General features: G+C 68.2%; 17 protein-coding genes. 5 read left to right on the forward strand and 12 right to left on the reverse strand.

Annotated features, from left to right (window positions below):
- Window positions 1-27: 27 nt before the first annotated feature.
- Complete coding sequence (gene rpsA / locus ACFU5M_RS07025) at window positions 28-1,494, reverse strand: 30S ribosomal protein S1 (protein WP_379045081.1); 1,467 nt, start codon at window positions 1,492-1,494, stop codon at window positions 28-30.
- Between the two features lie 240 nt (window positions 1,495-1,734).
- Between rpsA and ACFU5M_RS07030 the strand changes: the two genes are divergently transcribed.
- Window positions 1,735-2,586, forward strand: coding sequence for a class I SAM-dependent methyltransferase (locus ACFU5M_RS07030; protein WP_379045084.1), 852 nt, complete (start codon window positions 1,735-1,737; stop codon window positions 2,584-2,586).
- Here ACFU5M_RS07030 and ACFU5M_RS07035 read toward each other — a convergent pair.
- The 4 genes from ACFU5M_RS07035 to ACFU5M_RS07050 form a co-directional block, all read right to left on the reverse strand.
- On the reverse strand, window positions 2,564-2,872 hold the full coding sequence (locus tag ACFU5M_RS07035) for a hypothetical protein (RefSeq protein WP_379045087.1): 309 nt from the start codon (window positions 2,870-2,872) through the stop codon (window positions 2,564-2,566). The two genes, ACFU5M_RS07030 and ACFU5M_RS07035, sit on opposite strands and share 23 nt — an antisense overlap.
- Window positions 2,873-2,973: 101 nt before the next feature.
- The gene (locus ACFU5M_RS07040) at window positions 2,974-3,132 is read right to left on the reverse strand and encodes a toxin-antitoxin system HicB family antitoxin (RefSeq protein WP_379045090.1); all 159 of its coding nucleotides are present in this window, start codon (window positions 3,130-3,132) and stop codon (window positions 2,974-2,976) included.
- 12 nt (window positions 3,133-3,144) lie between these two features.
- Window positions 3,145-4,029 carry an SPFH domain-containing protein gene (locus ACFU5M_RS07045; protein ID WP_379045093.1) on the reverse strand — a complete coding sequence of 295 codons (885 nt, stop codon included), beginning with the start codon at window positions 4,027-4,029 and terminating at the stop codon, window positions 3,145-3,147.
- Between the two features lie 79 nt (window positions 4,030-4,108).
- A complete protein-coding gene (locus tag ACFU5M_RS07050; RefSeq protein ID WP_379045096.1) occupies window positions 4,109-5,470 on the reverse strand; it encodes an FAD-binding oxidoreductase in 1,362 nt (453 codons plus the stop codon).
- A gap of 71 nt (window positions 5,471-5,541) precedes the next feature.
- On the opposite strand from ACFU5M_RS07050, the gene ACFU5M_RS07055 reads away from it, so the two are divergent.
- Window positions 5,542-6,441: a LysR family transcriptional regulator gene (locus ACFU5M_RS07055; RefSeq protein WP_379045099.1), complete on the forward strand. Its 900-nt coding sequence runs from the start codon at window positions 5,542-5,544 to the stop codon at window positions 6,439-6,441.
- 238 nt (window positions 6,442-6,679) lie between these two features.
- Here the strand turns inward: ACFU5M_RS07055 and ACFU5M_RS07060 are convergent, their stop codons facing one another.
- The 4 genes from ACFU5M_RS07060 to ACFU5M_RS07075 form a co-directional block, all read right to left on the reverse strand.
- Window positions 6,680-7,432, reverse strand: a complete 753-nt coding sequence (locus tag ACFU5M_RS07060) for an amino acid ABC transporter ATP-binding protein (protein ID WP_379045386.1) — start codon at window positions 7,430-7,432, stop codon at window positions 6,680-6,682.
- Between the two features lie 32 nt (window positions 7,433-7,464).
- Window positions 7,465-8,424: an amino acid ABC transporter permease gene (locus ACFU5M_RS07065; RefSeq protein WP_379045102.1), complete on the reverse strand. Its 960-nt coding sequence runs from the start codon at window positions 8,422-8,424 to the stop codon at window positions 7,465-7,467.
- A 3-nt stretch (window positions 8,425-8,427) separates the two neighbouring features.
- Window positions 8,428-9,291, reverse strand: a complete 864-nt coding sequence (locus tag ACFU5M_RS07070) for an ABC transporter substrate-binding protein (protein WP_379045388.1) — start codon at window positions 9,289-9,291, stop codon at window positions 8,428-8,430.
- A gap of 319 nt (window positions 9,292-9,610) precedes the next feature.
- Window positions 9,611-10,705: an isocitrate/isopropylmalate dehydrogenase family protein gene (locus ACFU5M_RS07075; protein ID WP_379045105.1), complete on the reverse strand. Its 1,095-nt coding sequence runs from the start codon at window positions 10,703-10,705 to the stop codon at window positions 9,611-9,613.
- A gap of 78 nt (window positions 10,706-10,783) precedes the next feature.
- Between ACFU5M_RS07075 and ACFU5M_RS07080 the strand changes: the two genes are divergently transcribed.
- Window positions 10,784-11,314, forward strand: a complete 531-nt coding sequence (locus ACFU5M_RS07080) for a 2'-5' RNA ligase family protein (protein WP_379045108.1) — start codon at window positions 10,784-10,786, stop codon at window positions 11,312-11,314.
- A gap of 47 nt (window positions 11,315-11,361) precedes the next feature.
- Entirely contained in the window at window positions 11,362-11,733 is a 372-nt protein-coding gene (gene trxA, locus ACFU5M_RS07085; RefSeq protein WP_379045111.1) for a thioredoxin, read from the forward strand.
- Window positions 11,734-11,901: 168 nt separating this feature from the next.
- Here trxA and ACFU5M_RS07090 read toward each other — a convergent pair whose 3' ends face one another.
- The gene (locus tag ACFU5M_RS07090) at window positions 11,902-12,339 is read right to left on the reverse strand and encodes a 2-keto-3-deoxygluconate kinase (RefSeq protein WP_379045114.1); all 438 of its coding nucleotides are present in this window, start codon (window positions 12,337-12,339) and stop codon (window positions 11,902-11,904) included.
- 427 nt (window positions 12,340-12,766) lie between these two features.
- Between ACFU5M_RS07090 and ACFU5M_RS07095 the strand changes: the two genes are divergently transcribed.
- Window positions 12,767-13,081, forward strand: a complete 315-nt coding sequence (locus ACFU5M_RS07095) for a DUF6191 domain-containing protein (protein ID WP_379045117.1) — start codon at window positions 12,767-12,769, stop codon at window positions 13,079-13,081.
- 36 nt (window positions 13,082-13,117) lie between these two features.
- On the opposite strand, the gene ACFU5M_RS07100 is transcribed toward ACFU5M_RS07095, so the two are convergent.
- Together ACFU5M_RS07100 and polA are read right to left on the reverse strand one after the other, a co-directional pair.
- The gene (locus ACFU5M_RS07100; protein ID WP_379045120.1) at window positions 13,118-13,612 is read right to left on the reverse strand and encodes a beta-class carbonic anhydrase; all 495 of its coding nucleotides are present in this window, start codon (window positions 13,610-13,612) and stop codon (window positions 13,118-13,120) included.
- A 202-nt stretch (window positions 13,613-13,814) separates the two neighbouring features.
- Complete coding sequence (polA, locus tag ACFU5M_RS07105; protein WP_379045123.1) at window positions 13,815-16,559, reverse strand: DNA polymerase I; 2,745 nt, start codon at window positions 16,557-16,559, stop codon at window positions 13,815-13,817.
- Window positions 16,560-16,632: the final 73 nt, after the last annotated feature.

Raw genomic sequence — 16,632 nt, forward strand, 5'->3', positions numbered from 1 at the left:
GGGCACAGTCGTTCGGACTATTGCCGACTAGGCGTTGCCGGACAGCTTCTCACGCAGAGCCGCCAGCTGGGCGTCGCTCGCCAGCGAACCGCCGCCGGACTCGGTCTGGCTGGCGGAAGCCTGCGAACCGCTCTCGGAAGAGTAGTTCGACGCGCCGCCGCCGTTCGCGGCCTCGGCCGCGGCGTCGGCCGCCATCTTCTCCATCTGCGCGGTGTGCATCTTGTGGCGACGCTCCGCCTCGGCGTAGCGGCCTTCCCACTCCTCGCGCTGCTTGTCGAAGCCCTCGAGCCACTCGTTGGTGTCGGGGTCGAAGCCCTCGGGGAAGATGTAGTTGCCCTGCTCGTCGTAGCTGTCGGCCATGCCGTACTTCGACGGATCGAACTCGGCGTGGTAGTCCTCGTTGGCCTGCTTGAGGCTCAGCGAGATCCGGCGACGCTCCAGGTCGATGTCGATGACCTTGACCATCGCGTCGTCGCCGACGGCCACGACCTGGTCCGGCACCTCGACGTGGCGCTCGGCCAGCTCGGAGATGTGCACCAGGCCCTCGATGCCCTCCTCGACGCGGACGAACGCGCCGAACGGAACGAGCTTGGTGACCTTGCCCGGCACGATCTGGCCGATCGCGTGGGTGCGGGCGAACTGACGCCACGGGTCTTCCTGGGTCGCCTTGAGCGACAGCGAGACACGCTCGCGATCCAGATCGACGTCGAGCACCTCGACGGTGACCTCGTTGCCGACCTCGACGACCTCGGACGGGTGGTCGATGTGCTTCCAGGACAGCTCGGAGACGTGCACCAGACCGTCCACGCCGCCCAAGTCGACGAAGGCGCCGAAGTTGACGATCGAGGAGACCACACCCTTGCGGACCTGGCCCTTCTGCAGCTGGTGCAGGAACTCGCTGCGGACCTCGGACTGGGTCTGCTCCAACCAGGCGCGGCGGGACAGCACGACGTTGTTGCGGTTCTTGTCCAGCTCGATGATCTTGGCCTCGATCTCCTTGCCGACGTACGGCTGCAGATCGCGGACCCGGCGCATCTCGACCAGCGACGCGGGCAGGAAGCCGCGCAGGCCGATGTCGAGGATCAGGCCGCCCTTGACGACCTCGATGACGGTGCCCTTGACGGCCTCGTCCTTCTCCTTGAGCTCCTCGATGGTGCCCCACGCACGCTCGTACTGCGCCCGCTTCTTCGACAGGATCAGGCGGCCTTCCTTGTCCTCCTTGGTGAGAACAAGGGCCTCGACCTCATCACCCACGGAAACGACCTCATTGGGGTCGACGTCGTGCTTGATGGAGAGTTCGCGAGAGGGGATGACGCCTTCGGTCTTGTAACCGATGTCGAGCAGGACCTCGTCGCGATCGACCTTGACGATGGTTCCTTCGACGATGTCGCCGTCGTTGAAGTACTTGATCGTGGCGTCGATGGCGGCGAGGAAATCCTCGGCGGAGCCGATGTCGTTGACGGCTACCTGCGGCGAGGTGACGGTGGTGGGCATATGTCGGTTTGCTCCGGACGGATTGTGGTCGGTTGCGGACATTGGAACTTTCGGTACGCTGCGATCTCACCGCGAGGTGTGAAGACGGACACTTAGGAACGTACCGCACGTGACGCGCGTGAAACTCAGCACGGGTTGAACTCCGGTACGGTTGTACGGAAGACACTCGCGCGTTCAGCGTACGCGACCGCGGTCCGGGCGGGCAAACCGTCGGGTCGCCACGCCGTTAGTCTGATCGGCGTGTCGGAAGATCGCCATGCGCAAGCGAACGCACTGCTCGGAACGGCGGGCATCGCACGGACCCGGATCGGATCGGCGGCCAGCAAACTGGCCAGCCGGCGGTGGTGGGACGCCGATGCCGCCCAATACCACGAGACGCACGCGGAGTTCCTCGGCGTGGACTCCCCCGGCGGCGAGTTCGTGTGGTGCCCGGAGGGTCTGCACGAGGGCGACCTGCGATTCCTCGGCGACGTCACCGGCAAGCTGGTGCTGGAGATCGGCTGCGGCTCGGCCCCGTGCGCTCGCTGGCTGGCCGGACAGGGCGCGCGGCCGGTCGGACTGGACCTGTCGCGCGGAATGCTCGAACGGGGCCTGGCGGTGATGGCGCGCGGCGGCCCTCGGGTGCCGCTGGTGCAAGCGGACGCCGAAGCTCTTCCGTTCGCGGACGAATCGTTCGATCTGGCCTGCTCGGCGTTCGGCGCCGTGCCGTTCGTCGCCGATTCGGCGCTGGTGATGCGGGAGGTGGGGCGGGTGCTGCGGCCGGGCGGGCGCTGGGTCTTCTCGGTGAACCACCCGATGCGCTGGATTTTCCCGGACGATCCCGGTCCGGCGGGCCTGACCGCCACCATCCCGTATTTCGACCGCACCCCCTACGTGGAGGTCGACGGCGACGACGTGCCCACCTACGTCGAGCACCACCGGACCATCGGCGACCGGGTCCGGGAGATCGTCGCGGCGGGACTGGTGGTGGAGGACATCGTGGAGCCGGAATGGCCGGAATGGCTCGATCGCGAATGGGGACAGTGGAGCCCGCTGCGCGGCGAGCTGTTCCCCGGCACGGCGATCTTCGTCACGAGGAAGCCCGGACGCTGAGGCGACGATCGTCGACCAGCTCGAGGATCGAGACCTCGTGGCTGACCAGCAGCATCTGCGTGTGCGGCAGGTCGATCAGCTTGTGCAGCGCGCCTCGAAAGGCCTCGGCCTCCGCCATGGTGTCGAAGTCCAAGTCGACGAGCACCCGGTTGGGGTTGTGCGTGAAGCGCGCCACCCGGCAGCTGCGGGCCCCCGCCTCCGCGAAGAACTGCTCGAGACCGTCGAACGCCGGCTTCCACGTCTCGTAGTCGCGCACGGTGTCATCGATGTGCACAATCGTGGTCATCATTTCCCCTTTCGGTGCCGATGGCCGGACACTTGCTGACACCTTGCAAGTCTTCGCGCCCTCGGGCCGGGGCACCATCTCTGATCGGTATCGAGGTCGTGTCACTGCGACTTCGGTTTGCGCCCCGCCTGCTCCAGCGCCATGCGCAGCGCGTACTCGATCTGGGCGTTGATACTGCGCAGGTCGTCGGCCGCCCACTTCGCGATGGCGTCGTGGACGGCCGGGTCCAGGCGTAGCAGCAGTTTCTTGCGCTCAGCCATGCGCCGCCCGCCTCAGGAGTACAACGAACCGGCGTTGACGACGGGCTGGGCCGGGCGATCACCGCAGAGCACAACGAGCAGGTTCGACACCATCGCCGCCTTGCGCTCCTCGTCCAACTCCACCATGCCCTCCTGTGCGAGCCGCTGCAACGCCAAGCCGACCATACCGACCGCGCCCTCGACGATCCGGGTGCGCGCGGCGACCACCTGGGCGGCCTGCTGGCGAACCAGCATGGCCTGGGCGATCTCGGGCGCGTAGGCGAGGTGGGTGATCCGCGCCTCCAGCACCTCGATGCCCGCCATCTCGGTGCGCTCGCGCAGTTCGACGGTCAGCTCCTCGGCCACTTCCGCACCGTCGCGCAGGCTGGTGCGGTCGGCCTCGTGCGCGTCGTAGGGGTGCGTCGTAGCCAGGTGCCGCACGGCCGCCTCGGATTGGGTCTCGACGTATTCCTCGTAGTCGTCGACGGCGAAGGCTGCTTTGAAGCTGTCCACCACCCGGTAGACGACCACCGCGGCGATCTCCACCGGGTTCCCGTCGGCGTCGTTGACCTTCAACTTCTGGGTCTCGAAGTTCCGCACGCGCAGCGAGATGCTTTTGCGGTCCGTCAGCGGGAGCACCGAGAAGAAGCCCGGCTCGCTCACCGAGCCGACGTAGCGGCCGAAGAACTGCACCACTTTGGCCTCGTTCGGGTTCACCACGGTCAAGCCGGTCGCCAGCAACAGCAAGACGACGATCACGACGATCGCCGCGATCGCGCCGATCACGGCCGAGGCGTTGTCGTGCCGGGCGCCCACGGCGAAGCCGAGCACTGCCGCGCCGCCGAACAAGATCGTGAGCACGAACCACCCCAGCAGCACCAGGAAGCCGTTGACGTGGAACGCGGATCTGAACTGCATGACATCCTCCCAATATCAAAGTGATATCACGAAGATAGCATGGTGCCGCCGCGCCGCACCAGGCGCGGCGGCGGCATAGTCACCCGGCGTCCGGTCGGATGTTGCGGTTGAAGCGGAACAGGTTGCGCGGATCGTGCCGGGCCTTGAGCGCGGCCAGCCGGGCGTAGGTGTCCGGCCGATAACCCGCCCGGGTCTGCGCCTCGTCTACGTCGTCGCCCGCGCCGTAGAGGAAATTGAGGCTGTGCCCGAGCGTCCACGGCATCAGCGCGGCACGGATACCGGCTCGGGCCGCCGCATTCTCCGGGCCGGTGATGATCCGCACGATATAGGCGGCTTCCCGATGGTCCACCGCGATTCCGGCGTCGCCCGCGCGAGCCAGCGCGCCACCGAGATGACGGACGTCGATGACGGCTCCGGCGCCGGATTCTGGCCCCGCGACATCGAGCAAGGCCACGGCCGTCTCCTGGGTGAACGCGCCCAGCAGTGCGTTGGTGGCGGCGTAGGCGTGCGGATGGTCGGGGTCGCTGTGAATGGTGTGCGACTCGGTGTACGGCATCGCGCGCAGGTCGTCCTTCAGTCGTTCCCCGACCGACCGCAGCGGCGCGACCAGCCGTTCACCCTCTTCGGCGGGGCCGCTGTACGCGATCCGGATCGACGCGACGTACCGCCCGCGCAACGGCGCGGGTACCTGCGGGATGTCCGGGAACGCGAGCATGCTCACCGTCGAGGTCAGGTCTTCCGGCACGGTCGCGGTCCAGCGCCGCCACGCGTCCAGCGCTCGCTCGACCAGCGGTGTGTTGAATACGAGCTGTCCGCCGTACACCGTCGTGACGGGGACGAGTCCGACCTCGAGCCCCGTCACGACACCGAAGTTGCCGCCGGTGCCGAGAACGGCGCCGAACAGTTCATCTTCCGGGGTCAGCGTGCGCACGCGGCCGTCGGCGGTGACCAGTTCGATCGTCCGCACGTGCTCGGCCGCGTACCCGAACCGGCGGGCGAGCAGCCCGACTCCCCCGCCGAGCAGGTAGCCCACCACACCTACCGACGGCGACGAACCGTTCACCGGCGCCAGCCCGTGCTCGGCCGCGGCCTCGACCAGCGCGCCCGCGCGCACCCCCGCGCCGATGTGCGCGGTCCGGCGGGCCGGATCGATCCGGATGCCGGTCATCCGCCGCGTGCTGATCAGCACGCCGCCGTCGGTGGCGACGGACAGGCCGTGGCCGGTGGCCTGCACGGCGATCGGCAGCTCGCGGCGCGCGGCGTACTCCACGGCGGCGCGCACGTCCTCCGCGTGCACGGCGCCGACGATCAGCGCGGGCCGATGCGAGTAGGCGGTCTGGAAGCCGGCGATCTCCGCGGCATAGCCGTCGTCGCCTGGGCGGAAGACCGGACCGGAGAAGATGTGGACAATTTCCTCGGCTTGTGCGGTGTCGTTTCCCATGACTTCGACCCTGCTACGGGCAGCGAAAGAAGTAAAACAGATAATTCTTCTACTTCTTATAATGATCAGTTATGGAACTACGGCAGCTGCGCTACTTCGTCACGATCGCGCAGGAGGCGAGCTTCACCCGCGCGGCGGCTCGGCTGCACTTGGCCCAGCCCGGGCTCAGCGCCCAGATCCGGCAGTTGGAGCGCGAACTCGGCCACCCGCTGCTCGACCGTGGCGGGCGCACGGTGACCCTGACCGAGGTCGGCGCCGCCGTCCTGCCGCATGCGCGGGCGGCGCTGGCCGCCGCGGAGCGGATCACCCACACGGTGGACGAGTTCACCGGCCTGCTGCGGGGTCAGGTCCGGGTCGGGCTCATCTCCGGGGCGGCGGTCGAGGAATTCGACGTCGCCGCCGTGCTCGCCGATTTCCACCACGACCACCCGCAGATCGGAATCAGCTTGACCGAGGACACCTCCGAGCGGATGCTCGCCGCACTCGGCCGGGGTGGGCTGGACATGGCCCTGATCGGGATGACCGGCGCGGAACCCGATCCGGCCATCGGCATCGAAGTGGTACTGGAGACCGCGGTGGTGGCCGCGGTGGCGGTGGCGGACCGGGGCTACGGCGCCGAGATCGCGCTCACCGCGCTACGAGATCGCCCGCTGATCTGCCTCACCCCGGGCACCGGCATTCGCGACGTCTTCGAACGAGCTTGTGCGGCGGCCGGATTCGAGCCCGGAATCGCCTACGAGGCGGCTGCGCCCGCGCTGCTGCTGCGCTTGGCCGCACGCGGACTCGGTGTCGCCGTCGTGCCCGAACTCACCGCCGAGGAGGCCGTCGCCTTCGGGGTGCGAACCGTACGCATCGTCGAGCCGGAACTGCGCGGACGCCTCGCGCTGGCCTGGCGCGCCGACCGCCCCGCGAGCCCGGCGGCCAAAGTGCTGCTCGGGCAGCTGCGGATCGCGCTCCGCGCCGACGGGTGAGTCCGACGGCCGAAGCACAACCCGCCCACCTGCACATCGCCCGCGCACCCGACAGCCGAAGCACAACTACACCTACCCTGCGCACCGACAGATGAGCCGCGCAGCCCGCCATCGTCGCCGCAGGCACGGGTTCCCGGCCCGAGCCGGGGGCGAGTACAGCCCGCCCCCGGTGACACTGGTTGTTCCCCGCGGTCGACCCAGCCATCTCCAGCAGGTCGGCGCGTGCCGGGAGCCGGGCTCAGAGCAGTCGGGAGAGAAACGCCTTGGTGCGCTCGTGCCGCGGATCGGCCAGCAGCTGCCGGGGCGCTCCCGCCTCCACCACCACGCCGCCGTCCATGAAGACCAGCTGGTCGGCGACCTCGCGCGCGAAGCCCATCTCATGGGTCACCACGACCATCGTCATGCCCGAGCGGGCGAGTTCCCGCATGACCGTGAGCACCTCCCCGACCAGCTCCGGATCCAGTGCGGAGGTCGGTTCGTCGAACAGCATGAGCTTGGGGTCCATGGCCAGCGCACGGGCGATCGCCACGCGCTGCTGTTGCCCGCCGGACAGCTGCGCCGGATAGGCGTTCGCCTTGTCGGCCAGGCCGACGCGGTCCAGCAGTTCGCGCGCCCGGGCCACCGCGTCGGCCTTGCGCACCTTCTTCACCTGGACAGGCGCCTCGATGACATTCTCCAGGGCCGTCCGGTGCGGGAACAGGTTGAAGTGCTGGAACACCATGCCGATCTCGCGACGCTGCTTGGCCGCGTCACGCGGGTGCATCTCGTAGAGCTTGCCGTTCTTCTCCCGGTAGCCCACGATCTCGCCGTCGACGTAGAGCCGGCCCGCGTTCACCTGTTCGAGGTGATTGATGCAGCGCAGGAAGGTGGACTTACCCGAGCCGGACGGCCCGATCAGGCACAGCACGTCGCCGCGGCCGACCTCGAGGGAGACGCCCTTGAGCACTTGCAGCGCGCCGAAGTTCTTGCAGACCCGGTCCGCGACGATCATCGCCGGGGCGGTGGCCTTCTCGACATCCACGCTCATTTCGCCTTCTCCCCCTGCTGGGCGTCGGCGAGTTCCTGCAGCTGTTTGGCGGTCAGCCGGCGGGAGACACCGCGCGAGTAGTAGCGCTCCAAGTAGTACTGCCCGACCATGAGCACACTCGTGATGGCCAAGTACCAGGTGGCGGCGACCAGCAGCAGCGGGATGGGCTGGAAGTTCACGCCGTAGATGTCGCGGGCCCGGCCGAACAGATCGGTGCTCAGCGGGATGCCGGTGACCAGCGAGGTGGTCTTCAGCATGCCGATGAGTTCGTTGCCGGTCGGCGGGATGATCACACGCATGGCCTGCGGCAGCACGGTGCGGCGCATCGTCTGGCTCCAGGACATGCCGAGCGCGGACGAAGCCTCCCGCTGCCCCTCGCCAACGGAATTGATTCCGGCCCGGACGATTTCGGCCATATAGGCGGCCTCGTTGAGACCGAGGCCGAGCACCGCGAAGGCGAACGCGGCCTGCAGTTGCTGCACATCGAGCTGGAAGAACTGCGGCCCGAACGGAATGCCCAGGTGGATCTGCCGGTACAGCGAGGGAACCAACCCCCAGAACACCAGCTGTACGAACACCGGGGTGCCGCGGAAAATCCAGAGATACACCCACGCCGTGCTCCGCAACACCGGATTCGGCGACAGCCGCATGACGGCGAGCGTCGTCCCGAGCGCGACCGCGATCGCCATCGCGCACACAGTCAGTTCCAGCGTCACGACGGCGCCGGCGGTGATCCGGGTGTCGAACAGGTATTTCCCGTAGGTATCCCAGCGGTAGGCCGGGTTCGTCGTGGCGCCGTAGACGAACAGCGCCACCAAGACGAGGATGACCGCCGCCGCTATCCAGCGCCCCGGCCTGCGCAGCGGAACCGCTTTGATCGGCTCCGGCGCCCGCGCCTGGTCCGCTCCACCGGGCCCGGGGTCGCCGGGCGCCGGCCGAGTGTCGTCGTCCGCCATCGATCAGCTCACGGCGCCGTTGACGACGGACTTGGTGATGGCGCCTTCCTGGACGCCCCAGTTCTTCGTGATCTCGAGGTACTTGCCGGTGTCGATCAGATGCTGGACCGCCCTCTGCAGCACGGCGGCCAGGGGCGCGCCCTTGGGCACCGCCCAGCCGTAGGGCGCGGAGTCGAACACCGGGCCCGCGTTCTCGATCTTGCCGTCGCTCTGCTTGATCGCATACGCCGTCACCGGGGAGTCGGCCGACATCGCGTCGACCTGGCCGAGCACCAGCGCGTTGGTCGCGGCGCTCTGCTCGTCGAACGGCTTGATGTCGATGGCGGGTTTGCCCTCGGCGACGCACTCGGCGCTCTTGGCGGGCACCTCCTCGGTGTGCTCCACCGTCGTGGCCTGCACGGCGACCTTCTTGCCGCAGGCGTTCTCCGGGTCGATCGGCTTGCCCTTCTGCTGGGCCCACTGGACGCCCGCGTTGAAGTAGGTGGTGAAGTCGACCTGCTGCTCGCGTTCCTTGGAGTCGGTGATCGACGACATGCCCACGTCGTAGGTACCGGCCTGGATCGAGGGGATGATCTTCTCGAAGGCCGACTCGACGTATTCGGCCTTCACGCCGAGCACGGAGGCGACCGCGTCCATCAGGTCCACGTCGAAGCCGGCGATCCGGCCACTCGCGTCCTTGTACTCGTTCGGCTGATACGGAATGTTCACGCCGACGACGAGCTTGCCGGACTGCTTGATCTTGTCGGGGAGCTGCGCGGCGATCTCGTCGACTTTGTCCACCTGCACCTTGGCCACCGAGGGTCCGGTCTCCTCGGTGTTCGTGGTACATCCCGTCAGCACCAACGCACCCGCGGCGAGCGCACCCATGGTGGCTCGCAGGGCGCGCCTGCCGAGAAACCAACGATCAGACACAGCAGCCCTCCACATTTCGGCTCCACGCAACCCGGGCGTCATCACCCGTTTGGCAATCTAAGCGACCGGGACGCTCCGCGCTGGACAGTAATGCAACAGCAACACGAGTGGTTGCGCGTCCGGTGCCGGTACACCGGCGGGACACCCTACCCCGCTGTCCGCTGACCTGCGAATTCGGGACCGCGCGGGCGGTGCGGCGCCGCGGGCGAGCAAATGCGGACGGCGTACGAATTCGTCTGCGCCACAAGACCCGCTTCCAGCGCACCGGGTCCGGCTACCTGCGATGCACCCTGGCGCACACCTGCTCGGTGAATTCACTGGTGGAAGCCAGTCCCCCGAGGTCGGCGGTGGCGATGCCCGCCTCGAAGGTCGCGGCGACGGCCCGCTCGATCCGCTCACCCGCCCGCGCCAAGGTCACCTCGGCGTCCCGCGTCGCCAGCCATCGCAACAGCATCGCCGACGACAACTGCAACGCCGCCGGATTCGCCCGGTTGTGCCCGGCCAGCGACGGCGCGGCGCCGTGCACCGCCTGGGCCATCGCCGTGGTGGCCGAACAGTTGAGCGACGCGGCCAGCCCGAGTGATCCGCTCAACTCCCCGGCCAGGTCGGACAGAATGTCACCGAACAGGTTCTCGGTGACCAGTACGTCGTAGTCGGCGGCGGCTCGGACCAGGTGCGCGGCCGCCGCGTCGACGTGTTCGTCGTCCACCTCGATCCCGGGGTACGCCTGGCCGACCTCGTGGCAGACGTCGCGGAACAGCCCCATCGTCAGCGGCAGGACATTGGCCTTGTGCACGATGGTCACCCGCTTGCGCCGTGTCGCGGCCAGCCGGAACGCCTGATGCGCGATTCGCTCGCAGGCCGCACGGGTCACCAGCCCCACCGACATCGCGACGTCCGGCGTCGGCCGGAACTCCCCCGAGCCGGCGAACATGTTGCGGTCGGCGTAGAACCCCTCGCTGTTCTCCCGGACGATCACCAGGTCGATATCCGGCGCCGCCGAGTGCACACCGGCGAACGCCCGCGCGGGACGGATATTGGCGTAGAGATCGAAATGCTTGCGGATCGAGCCGCCGGGCGCGACACGATGTTCGGCCGGATAGGACGCGTTGTCGTGCGGGCCGAGAATCCACGCGTCCACCCGGGCCAATTCCTCGAGCGTCTGCTCGGGCAGCGGGGCGCCGAACTCGGCGATGGCACGGTGGCCCATGACCAGCGGCACCCACTCGACCGGCGCGGCTCCCGCCGCGGCCAGCGCCTCGTCGACCACCTGCTTGGCGGCTCGCACCACCTCGGGGCCGATGCCGTCGCCATCGATCAGGCCGAGCCGCAGCGCCCGGTGCCCGCGGGATTGGTTCGCGTCGTTCACCGGGACATCCTCCCGCCGCCGCGCCCGGCTGCCGGAAGCGGCCCGCGGACACGCCGGTTGCGGTTACCTTCGGAGACCATGGTGCAGTCGGTCGAACTACTTCTCGACGAGGCCGCCGATACGGAGATCCGCAGGCAGTGGCAGCTGCTCGCGGAGGCGGGCGTGCGGAGCCTCGCCGCGCGCACCGACGAGTCCCATCGTCCGCACATCACCGCCGCGGTGGCCAGGCAGATCTGGCCGCGCATCGAGCAGGCGCTCGACGAGCAGGTCTTCGCGCCGATTCCCGTGCGGCTCGGTGGAGTGGTGGTCTTCGGGGCACGCCGCCCCATCCTGGTGCGACTGGTCGTCCCGACCGAGGCGCTGCTCACCCTGCACCGCCGGATCTTCCAGACGATCTCCCCGTGCCCCGGCGTTCCGGCCAACGTGCAACCGGACGCGTGGACCCCGCACATCACCCTGGCCAGGCGGGTGCCCCCGCATCAGCTCGGCGAGGCGATCCACGCCGTCGCCGCCGACCGGGATTTTCCGGCGACTGTGCTGGGTATCCGTCGATGGGACGGGGATCAACGGCGCGAATGGCCGATCGGCCGGATCCGCCGTGGAAGATAACCCGAACAGCCCGCGTTATAGCAGGCACACCGAAACGAGAGGACGTCATGGCCACCCAGACGCTGACCCAGCACAATTTCGATGAGGTAGTCACCGGAAACGACGTGGTACTCGTCGACTTCTGGGCCGAATGGTGCGGTCCGTGCAAGAGTTTCGCACCGACTTTCGAGGTCTCCTCCACCAAGCACCCCGACGTGGTGCACGGAAAGGTCGACACCGAATCCGAGCAGGGCCTCGCGGCGGCCGCCAACATCCGCTCCATCCCGACGATCATGGCCTTCCGGGAGGGTGTGCTGGTGTTCGCGCAGCCCGGCGCGCTGCCGCCCGCGGCGCTGGAGGATCTGGTGAGTCAGGTCAAAGCGCTGGACATGGACGAGGTGCGCAAGCAGATCGCCGAACAGCAGCAGGCCGCTGAATAGCAGACATACGGTGCACCGTGCGGCGCGATAGGCTTTGCGACGCAACAAAATTCATAAGGGCCCGGATACGGATACACGAAGCGGCAATCCGCAGCCGGGCCCGCTCCGCGTCCAGGACCGGACGCGAGACCGCGGGGCGACAAGCGCCCCGCGGTCGGATACTCGATCTCAGGACACGCCCAGCAGGTTGACGCCCGCGATCATGGCGCGGACGGTCGACTCGGCGCCGTCGTCCGCGAGCGCCGCGCCCCAGCCGCGCCTGCCGTTGCATTCGCACTGCACGAACGTGGCGGTGCCCTCCGCGGTGCGCCGCTGATGGAATTGCAGGATCTCCACGGGATAGCCCTCTTCGTAGAGGGCGGAGGTCATCGCCGCCACCGGGCTGCCGGTGGCGACGACGGTCCGCAGATGGCCGGCGAATTCCAGCGTGGCGGTGAACTCCGCGGTCCTGGCGCCCGCGGGCGACCATTCGCTGAGGCGAATCGGACCGCCGTGCGCACAGTAGCGGCTGTGGAACTCCGCCGAGGTCAGCCCGTCCGCTTCGGCGCGTAGGCCCTTCGGAGCGGCGGCGTGGAACATGTCGGTATCAAGAGTCAGGATGGTCATTGAAAGTAGGTCTTCCCGAAGAATGTCGTGGCTCAGTTGACAGAGGGGACCAGCACTAACAAGGAGAAAAGCCCGCAGCGAGGGGGCCGGCCCGGAATCAGACCCCGCTACGGCGGGCTACTACGAGAACTCGGGGACGCGCCGCCACCATCGCGGTGAGCGGAAGTAGCTCGGCGCGAACCTCGGACTCGGAGGCGGTAGCCTGCGGAGCCACGGAGGACCCGATGAGCGACGCCGAAAGCAGAGCGCTGTCGCGGTCTGCGACGGTAAGCGCTGCACTGCGGCGGTCGGCGGGATTCGGCACGGCATCGAGGATAGGGACATCGCGCCGCAATAGCAACCATATCCGCTGCCCGATTTGTCTACTGACGAGTACCATCAGCGCAGTTCAGGACGTTGCGGCCGAGTCGAGGGTAGCGTCGGTGACATGGGTCTCCTCGTGGCCATGACCATCCCGGGTCTGGCGGTCCTGCTCATCCTGCTGGCCTTCGCGGAAGTGGCCTGGAACAAGCTGACCGGTGGCCGCGCGCTGCCCTGGACTCGCACGCGGTCGGGACGCCCGGTGGCGGCCGCGGGCTTCGAGGAGGTCACAGCAATCTTCCAGGGCGGCAAACACCACGAGTTCGAGCAGCGCCTGACGACGCTGATGCACCGGGAGGACGTCTCCGAGGGCGCGCCGCCGCGCGACGAGGTGGACCTCACCACAGGTTCGGCCCGCCTCCTCCCGCACCGGCTTCCGTGAAACACGCCACAGCGCAGTAGTGCGGAACTCGCCTTACTAGCGGGGCAGAACCTCGTTCAGCTTGCCGGTGGCCACGTCGAACACGAAACCGCGGATCGAGTTCTTGTGCGGGACGAACGGGCTGGCGAGGATGCGCGCGATCGATTGGCGCACATCGGTTTCCAGGTCCGAGAACGCCTCCGCCGACCAGTCCGGCTTGATGCCGGTCTCCTCTTGGATGCTCGCTTTGAAGTCGTCGTCGGTGAAGGTGAGCATGCCGCAATCGGTGTGGTGGATCAGGATGATCTCCCTGGTCCCGAGCAGTCGCTGGCTGATCGCCAGCGAGCGGATCTCATCCGCGGTGACGACGCCGCCCGCATTGCGGATGACGTGCGCCTCGCCCTCGGCGAGCCCGAGCGCGCCGTAGACGTTCAGCCGCGCGTCCATGCACGCGACGACGGCAACGCCCTTCGCGGGCGGCAGCGGCAGCGGGCCGCGGAAGGTGCTCGCGTAGGCCGCGTTGTTCTCCAGGTACTCATCGGTGACAGTCATAAGCCATCCCCTGCGCTCGGTATGCGTGAATCCCTCTGTACGACCAGCCCTACGGTAGGTGGCCGCGCGGCACGGGACAGCCGTCCCGTTCACCGTGATTCGTTTACTTGCACGCGGCCCGATGGTAGCTCTACGGATGCCGAATGCCGAGCCCCTGCGGTGGGGCTCGGCATGTCCTCCTGCGCTGCGCCGGTCCAGCCGGTCAGTGCGCGGCGGAGTCCCAGCTGTGGCCGACGCCGACCGAGATCTCCAGCGGTACCGACAGGGCGATCGCCGCGGACATCTGCTCGCGCGCCAGCGCCTCGAGCGTCTCGCGCTCCCCGTCGGCGACCTCGAACAGCAGTTCGTCATGGATCTGCAACAGCATCCTGGAGCGCAGCCCGGCGTCGTCCATCGCGCGGTGCACGTTGATCATCGCCACCTTGATGATGTCGGCCGCGGTGCCCTGGATCGGGGCGTTGAGCGCCATCCGCTCGGCCGACTCCCGGCGCTGCCGGTTGCTCGAGTCCAGATCGGGCAGGTAGCGGCGGCGGCCGAACAGCGTCTGGGTGTAACCGACCTTGCGCGCCTGCTCCACCACCTCGTAGAGGTAATCACGGATGCGGCCGAAGCGGGCGAAGTAGACCTCCATCTGCTCCTTCGCCTCGGCGGTGCTGATCTTCAGCTGCGCGGACAGACCGTAGGAACTCAACCCGTAGGCCAACCCGTAGGACATCGCCTTGATCCGGCGGCGCAGTTCCGGGGAAACCTCGGAGATCGGGATGTCGAACGCTTTCGACGCCACGAAGCTGTGCAGATCCTCACCGGAGTTGAAGGCTTCGATCAGCCCTTCGTCCCCGGACAGGTGGGCCATGATCCGCATCTCGATCTGGCTGTAGTCCGCGGTCATCAGCGACTGGTAGCCGGAGCCGACCACGAAGGTGTCGCGGATCTGCCTGCCGGTGTCGGTACGGATCGGGATGTTCTGCAGGTTCGGTTCGGTCGAGGACAGCCGCCCCGTGGCGGCGATCGTCTGGTTGAACGTGGTGTGGATGCGTCCGTCCTCGGCGACGCATTTGAGCAAACCGTCGACGGTCACCTTCAAACGGGTGGCGTCGCGGTGCGTGAGCAGATGCTCCAGGAACGGGTGCTGGGTCTTCTCGTACAGCGACTCCAGCGCGTCCGCGTCGGTGGTGTAGCCGGTCTTGGTGCGCTTGGTCTTCGGCATGTCCAGCTCGTCGAACAGCACCACCTGCAATTGTTTGGGCGAGCCGAGGTTGATCTGCTTGCCGATCACGTCGTAGGCCGCCTCCGCCGCCTCGGCGACCCGGTCGGCGAACTGCCGCTGCAGCGTCGCGAGCTGGTCGGTATCCACCGCGATGCCCGCCTGCTCCAACGTGGACAGCACACCGAGCAGCGGCAGTTCCATGTCCGCCAGCAGCGGGGTGGACTCGATCTGGGCCAGTTCGCCGTCGAGCGCGTCGGCCAGGTCCGCGACGGCACGGGCGCGCAGCATCTGCGCGCGCGCCAGCTCGGCGTCGACGGCGTCCTCGTCGTCGAGCAGCGACAGCTGCGCGGTCTCGTCGGCCTCCGCGCGCAGTTCCCGGTGCAGGTAGCGCAGCGACAGGTCGTCGAGGTTGAATGTGCGCTGCCCAGGGCGGACCAGATACGCCGCCAGCGCGGTGTCGCTGGTCAACCCGCCGAGGGGCCAGCCGCGGCCGCGCAGCGCGTGCACGGCGGCCTTGGCCTCGTGCAGCGCCTTCGGCACGGCTGGATCGGCGAGCCAGGCGCCCAGCGCGGCCTCGTCCTCGGGGGTGAGCACCGTGACGTCGATATAACCGCTCTCGCCGTCACCTGCCGCGATGGCCAGCGCGCGGACGTCGCCACCGGCCGGGGAGCCCGTACCCAGGATCGAGACACCATGGCGTACACCGGCTTTCGCGTGCTCGGCGAGCCAGCCCGCGACCGCGCCGATCTCCAGCGCACCGCCGCTGATCTCGAAACCCGCCTCCGCCTCCGGCTCCGGCGGCGCCAGCGTCTCGAACAGCCGGTCGCGCAGCACGCGGAACTCGAGATCGTCGAACAGCTGATGGATCTTCTCGCGGTCCCACGGCCCCTGTGCCAACTGGTCAGGGGTGTAGGGCAGCGGCACGTCCCGCATCAACTCGGTGAGCTGCCGGTTGAGCACCACACTGCTCAGATTCGCCCGCAGCGCGTCGCCGACCTTGCCCTTCACCTGGTCGACCTTCTCGACCAAGGTGTTCAGGTCACCGTATTCGCGAATCCACTTGGCGGCGGTCTTCTCCCCCACGCCCGGGATGCCGGGCAGGTTGTCGCTGGGGTCGCCGCGCAGCGCCGCGTAATCGGGGTACTGGCTCGGCGTCAGGCCGTATTTCGCCACCACCTCTTCCGGGGTGAACCGGGTCAGGTCCGAGACGCCTTTGCGCGGATACAGCACCGTGACGTTCTCGTCCACCAATTGGATGGAGTCGCGGTCGCCGGTGACGATGAACACCCGGAAACCCGCGGCCGTCGCCTGCGTGGTGAGCGTGGCGATGAGGTCGTCGGCCTCGAAGCCCTCGATCGCCATCACCGGGATCCCCAGGGCACCCAGCACGTCCTTGGTGAGTTCGACCTGGCCGCGGAACTCGTCCGGCGTGGTGGTGCGATTGGCCTTGTACGCCGGGTACGCCTCGGCGCGGAAGGTCTGGCGCGAGACGTCGAACGCCGCGGCGACGTGCGTCGGCTTCTCGTCGCGCAGCAGGTTGATCAGCATCGCGGTGAAGCCGTAGACCGCGTTCGTGGTCTGCCCGGTGACCGTCTTGAAATTCTCCGCCGGTAGCGCGAAGAACGCGCGATAGGCGATCGAATGCCCGTCCAGCAACAGCAGCGTCGGCCGGTCTCCCGAGCCGGGATCGCCGGAGCCGGACGCGGGGGCAGGACGCGGAGCGGTCGTGGGTGAACTCACGCCCCAGAGTCTAGGGACCGGCACCGACAGGGCAATACGCCGACACCCGGCAGCCAGGCGCGGCCGGATTTCC

The sequence above is a fragment of the Nocardia sp. NPDC057455 genome (assembly GCF_042802775.1).
Lineage (GTDB): Bacteria > Actinomycetota > Actinomycetes > Mycobacteriales > Mycobacteriaceae > Nocardia.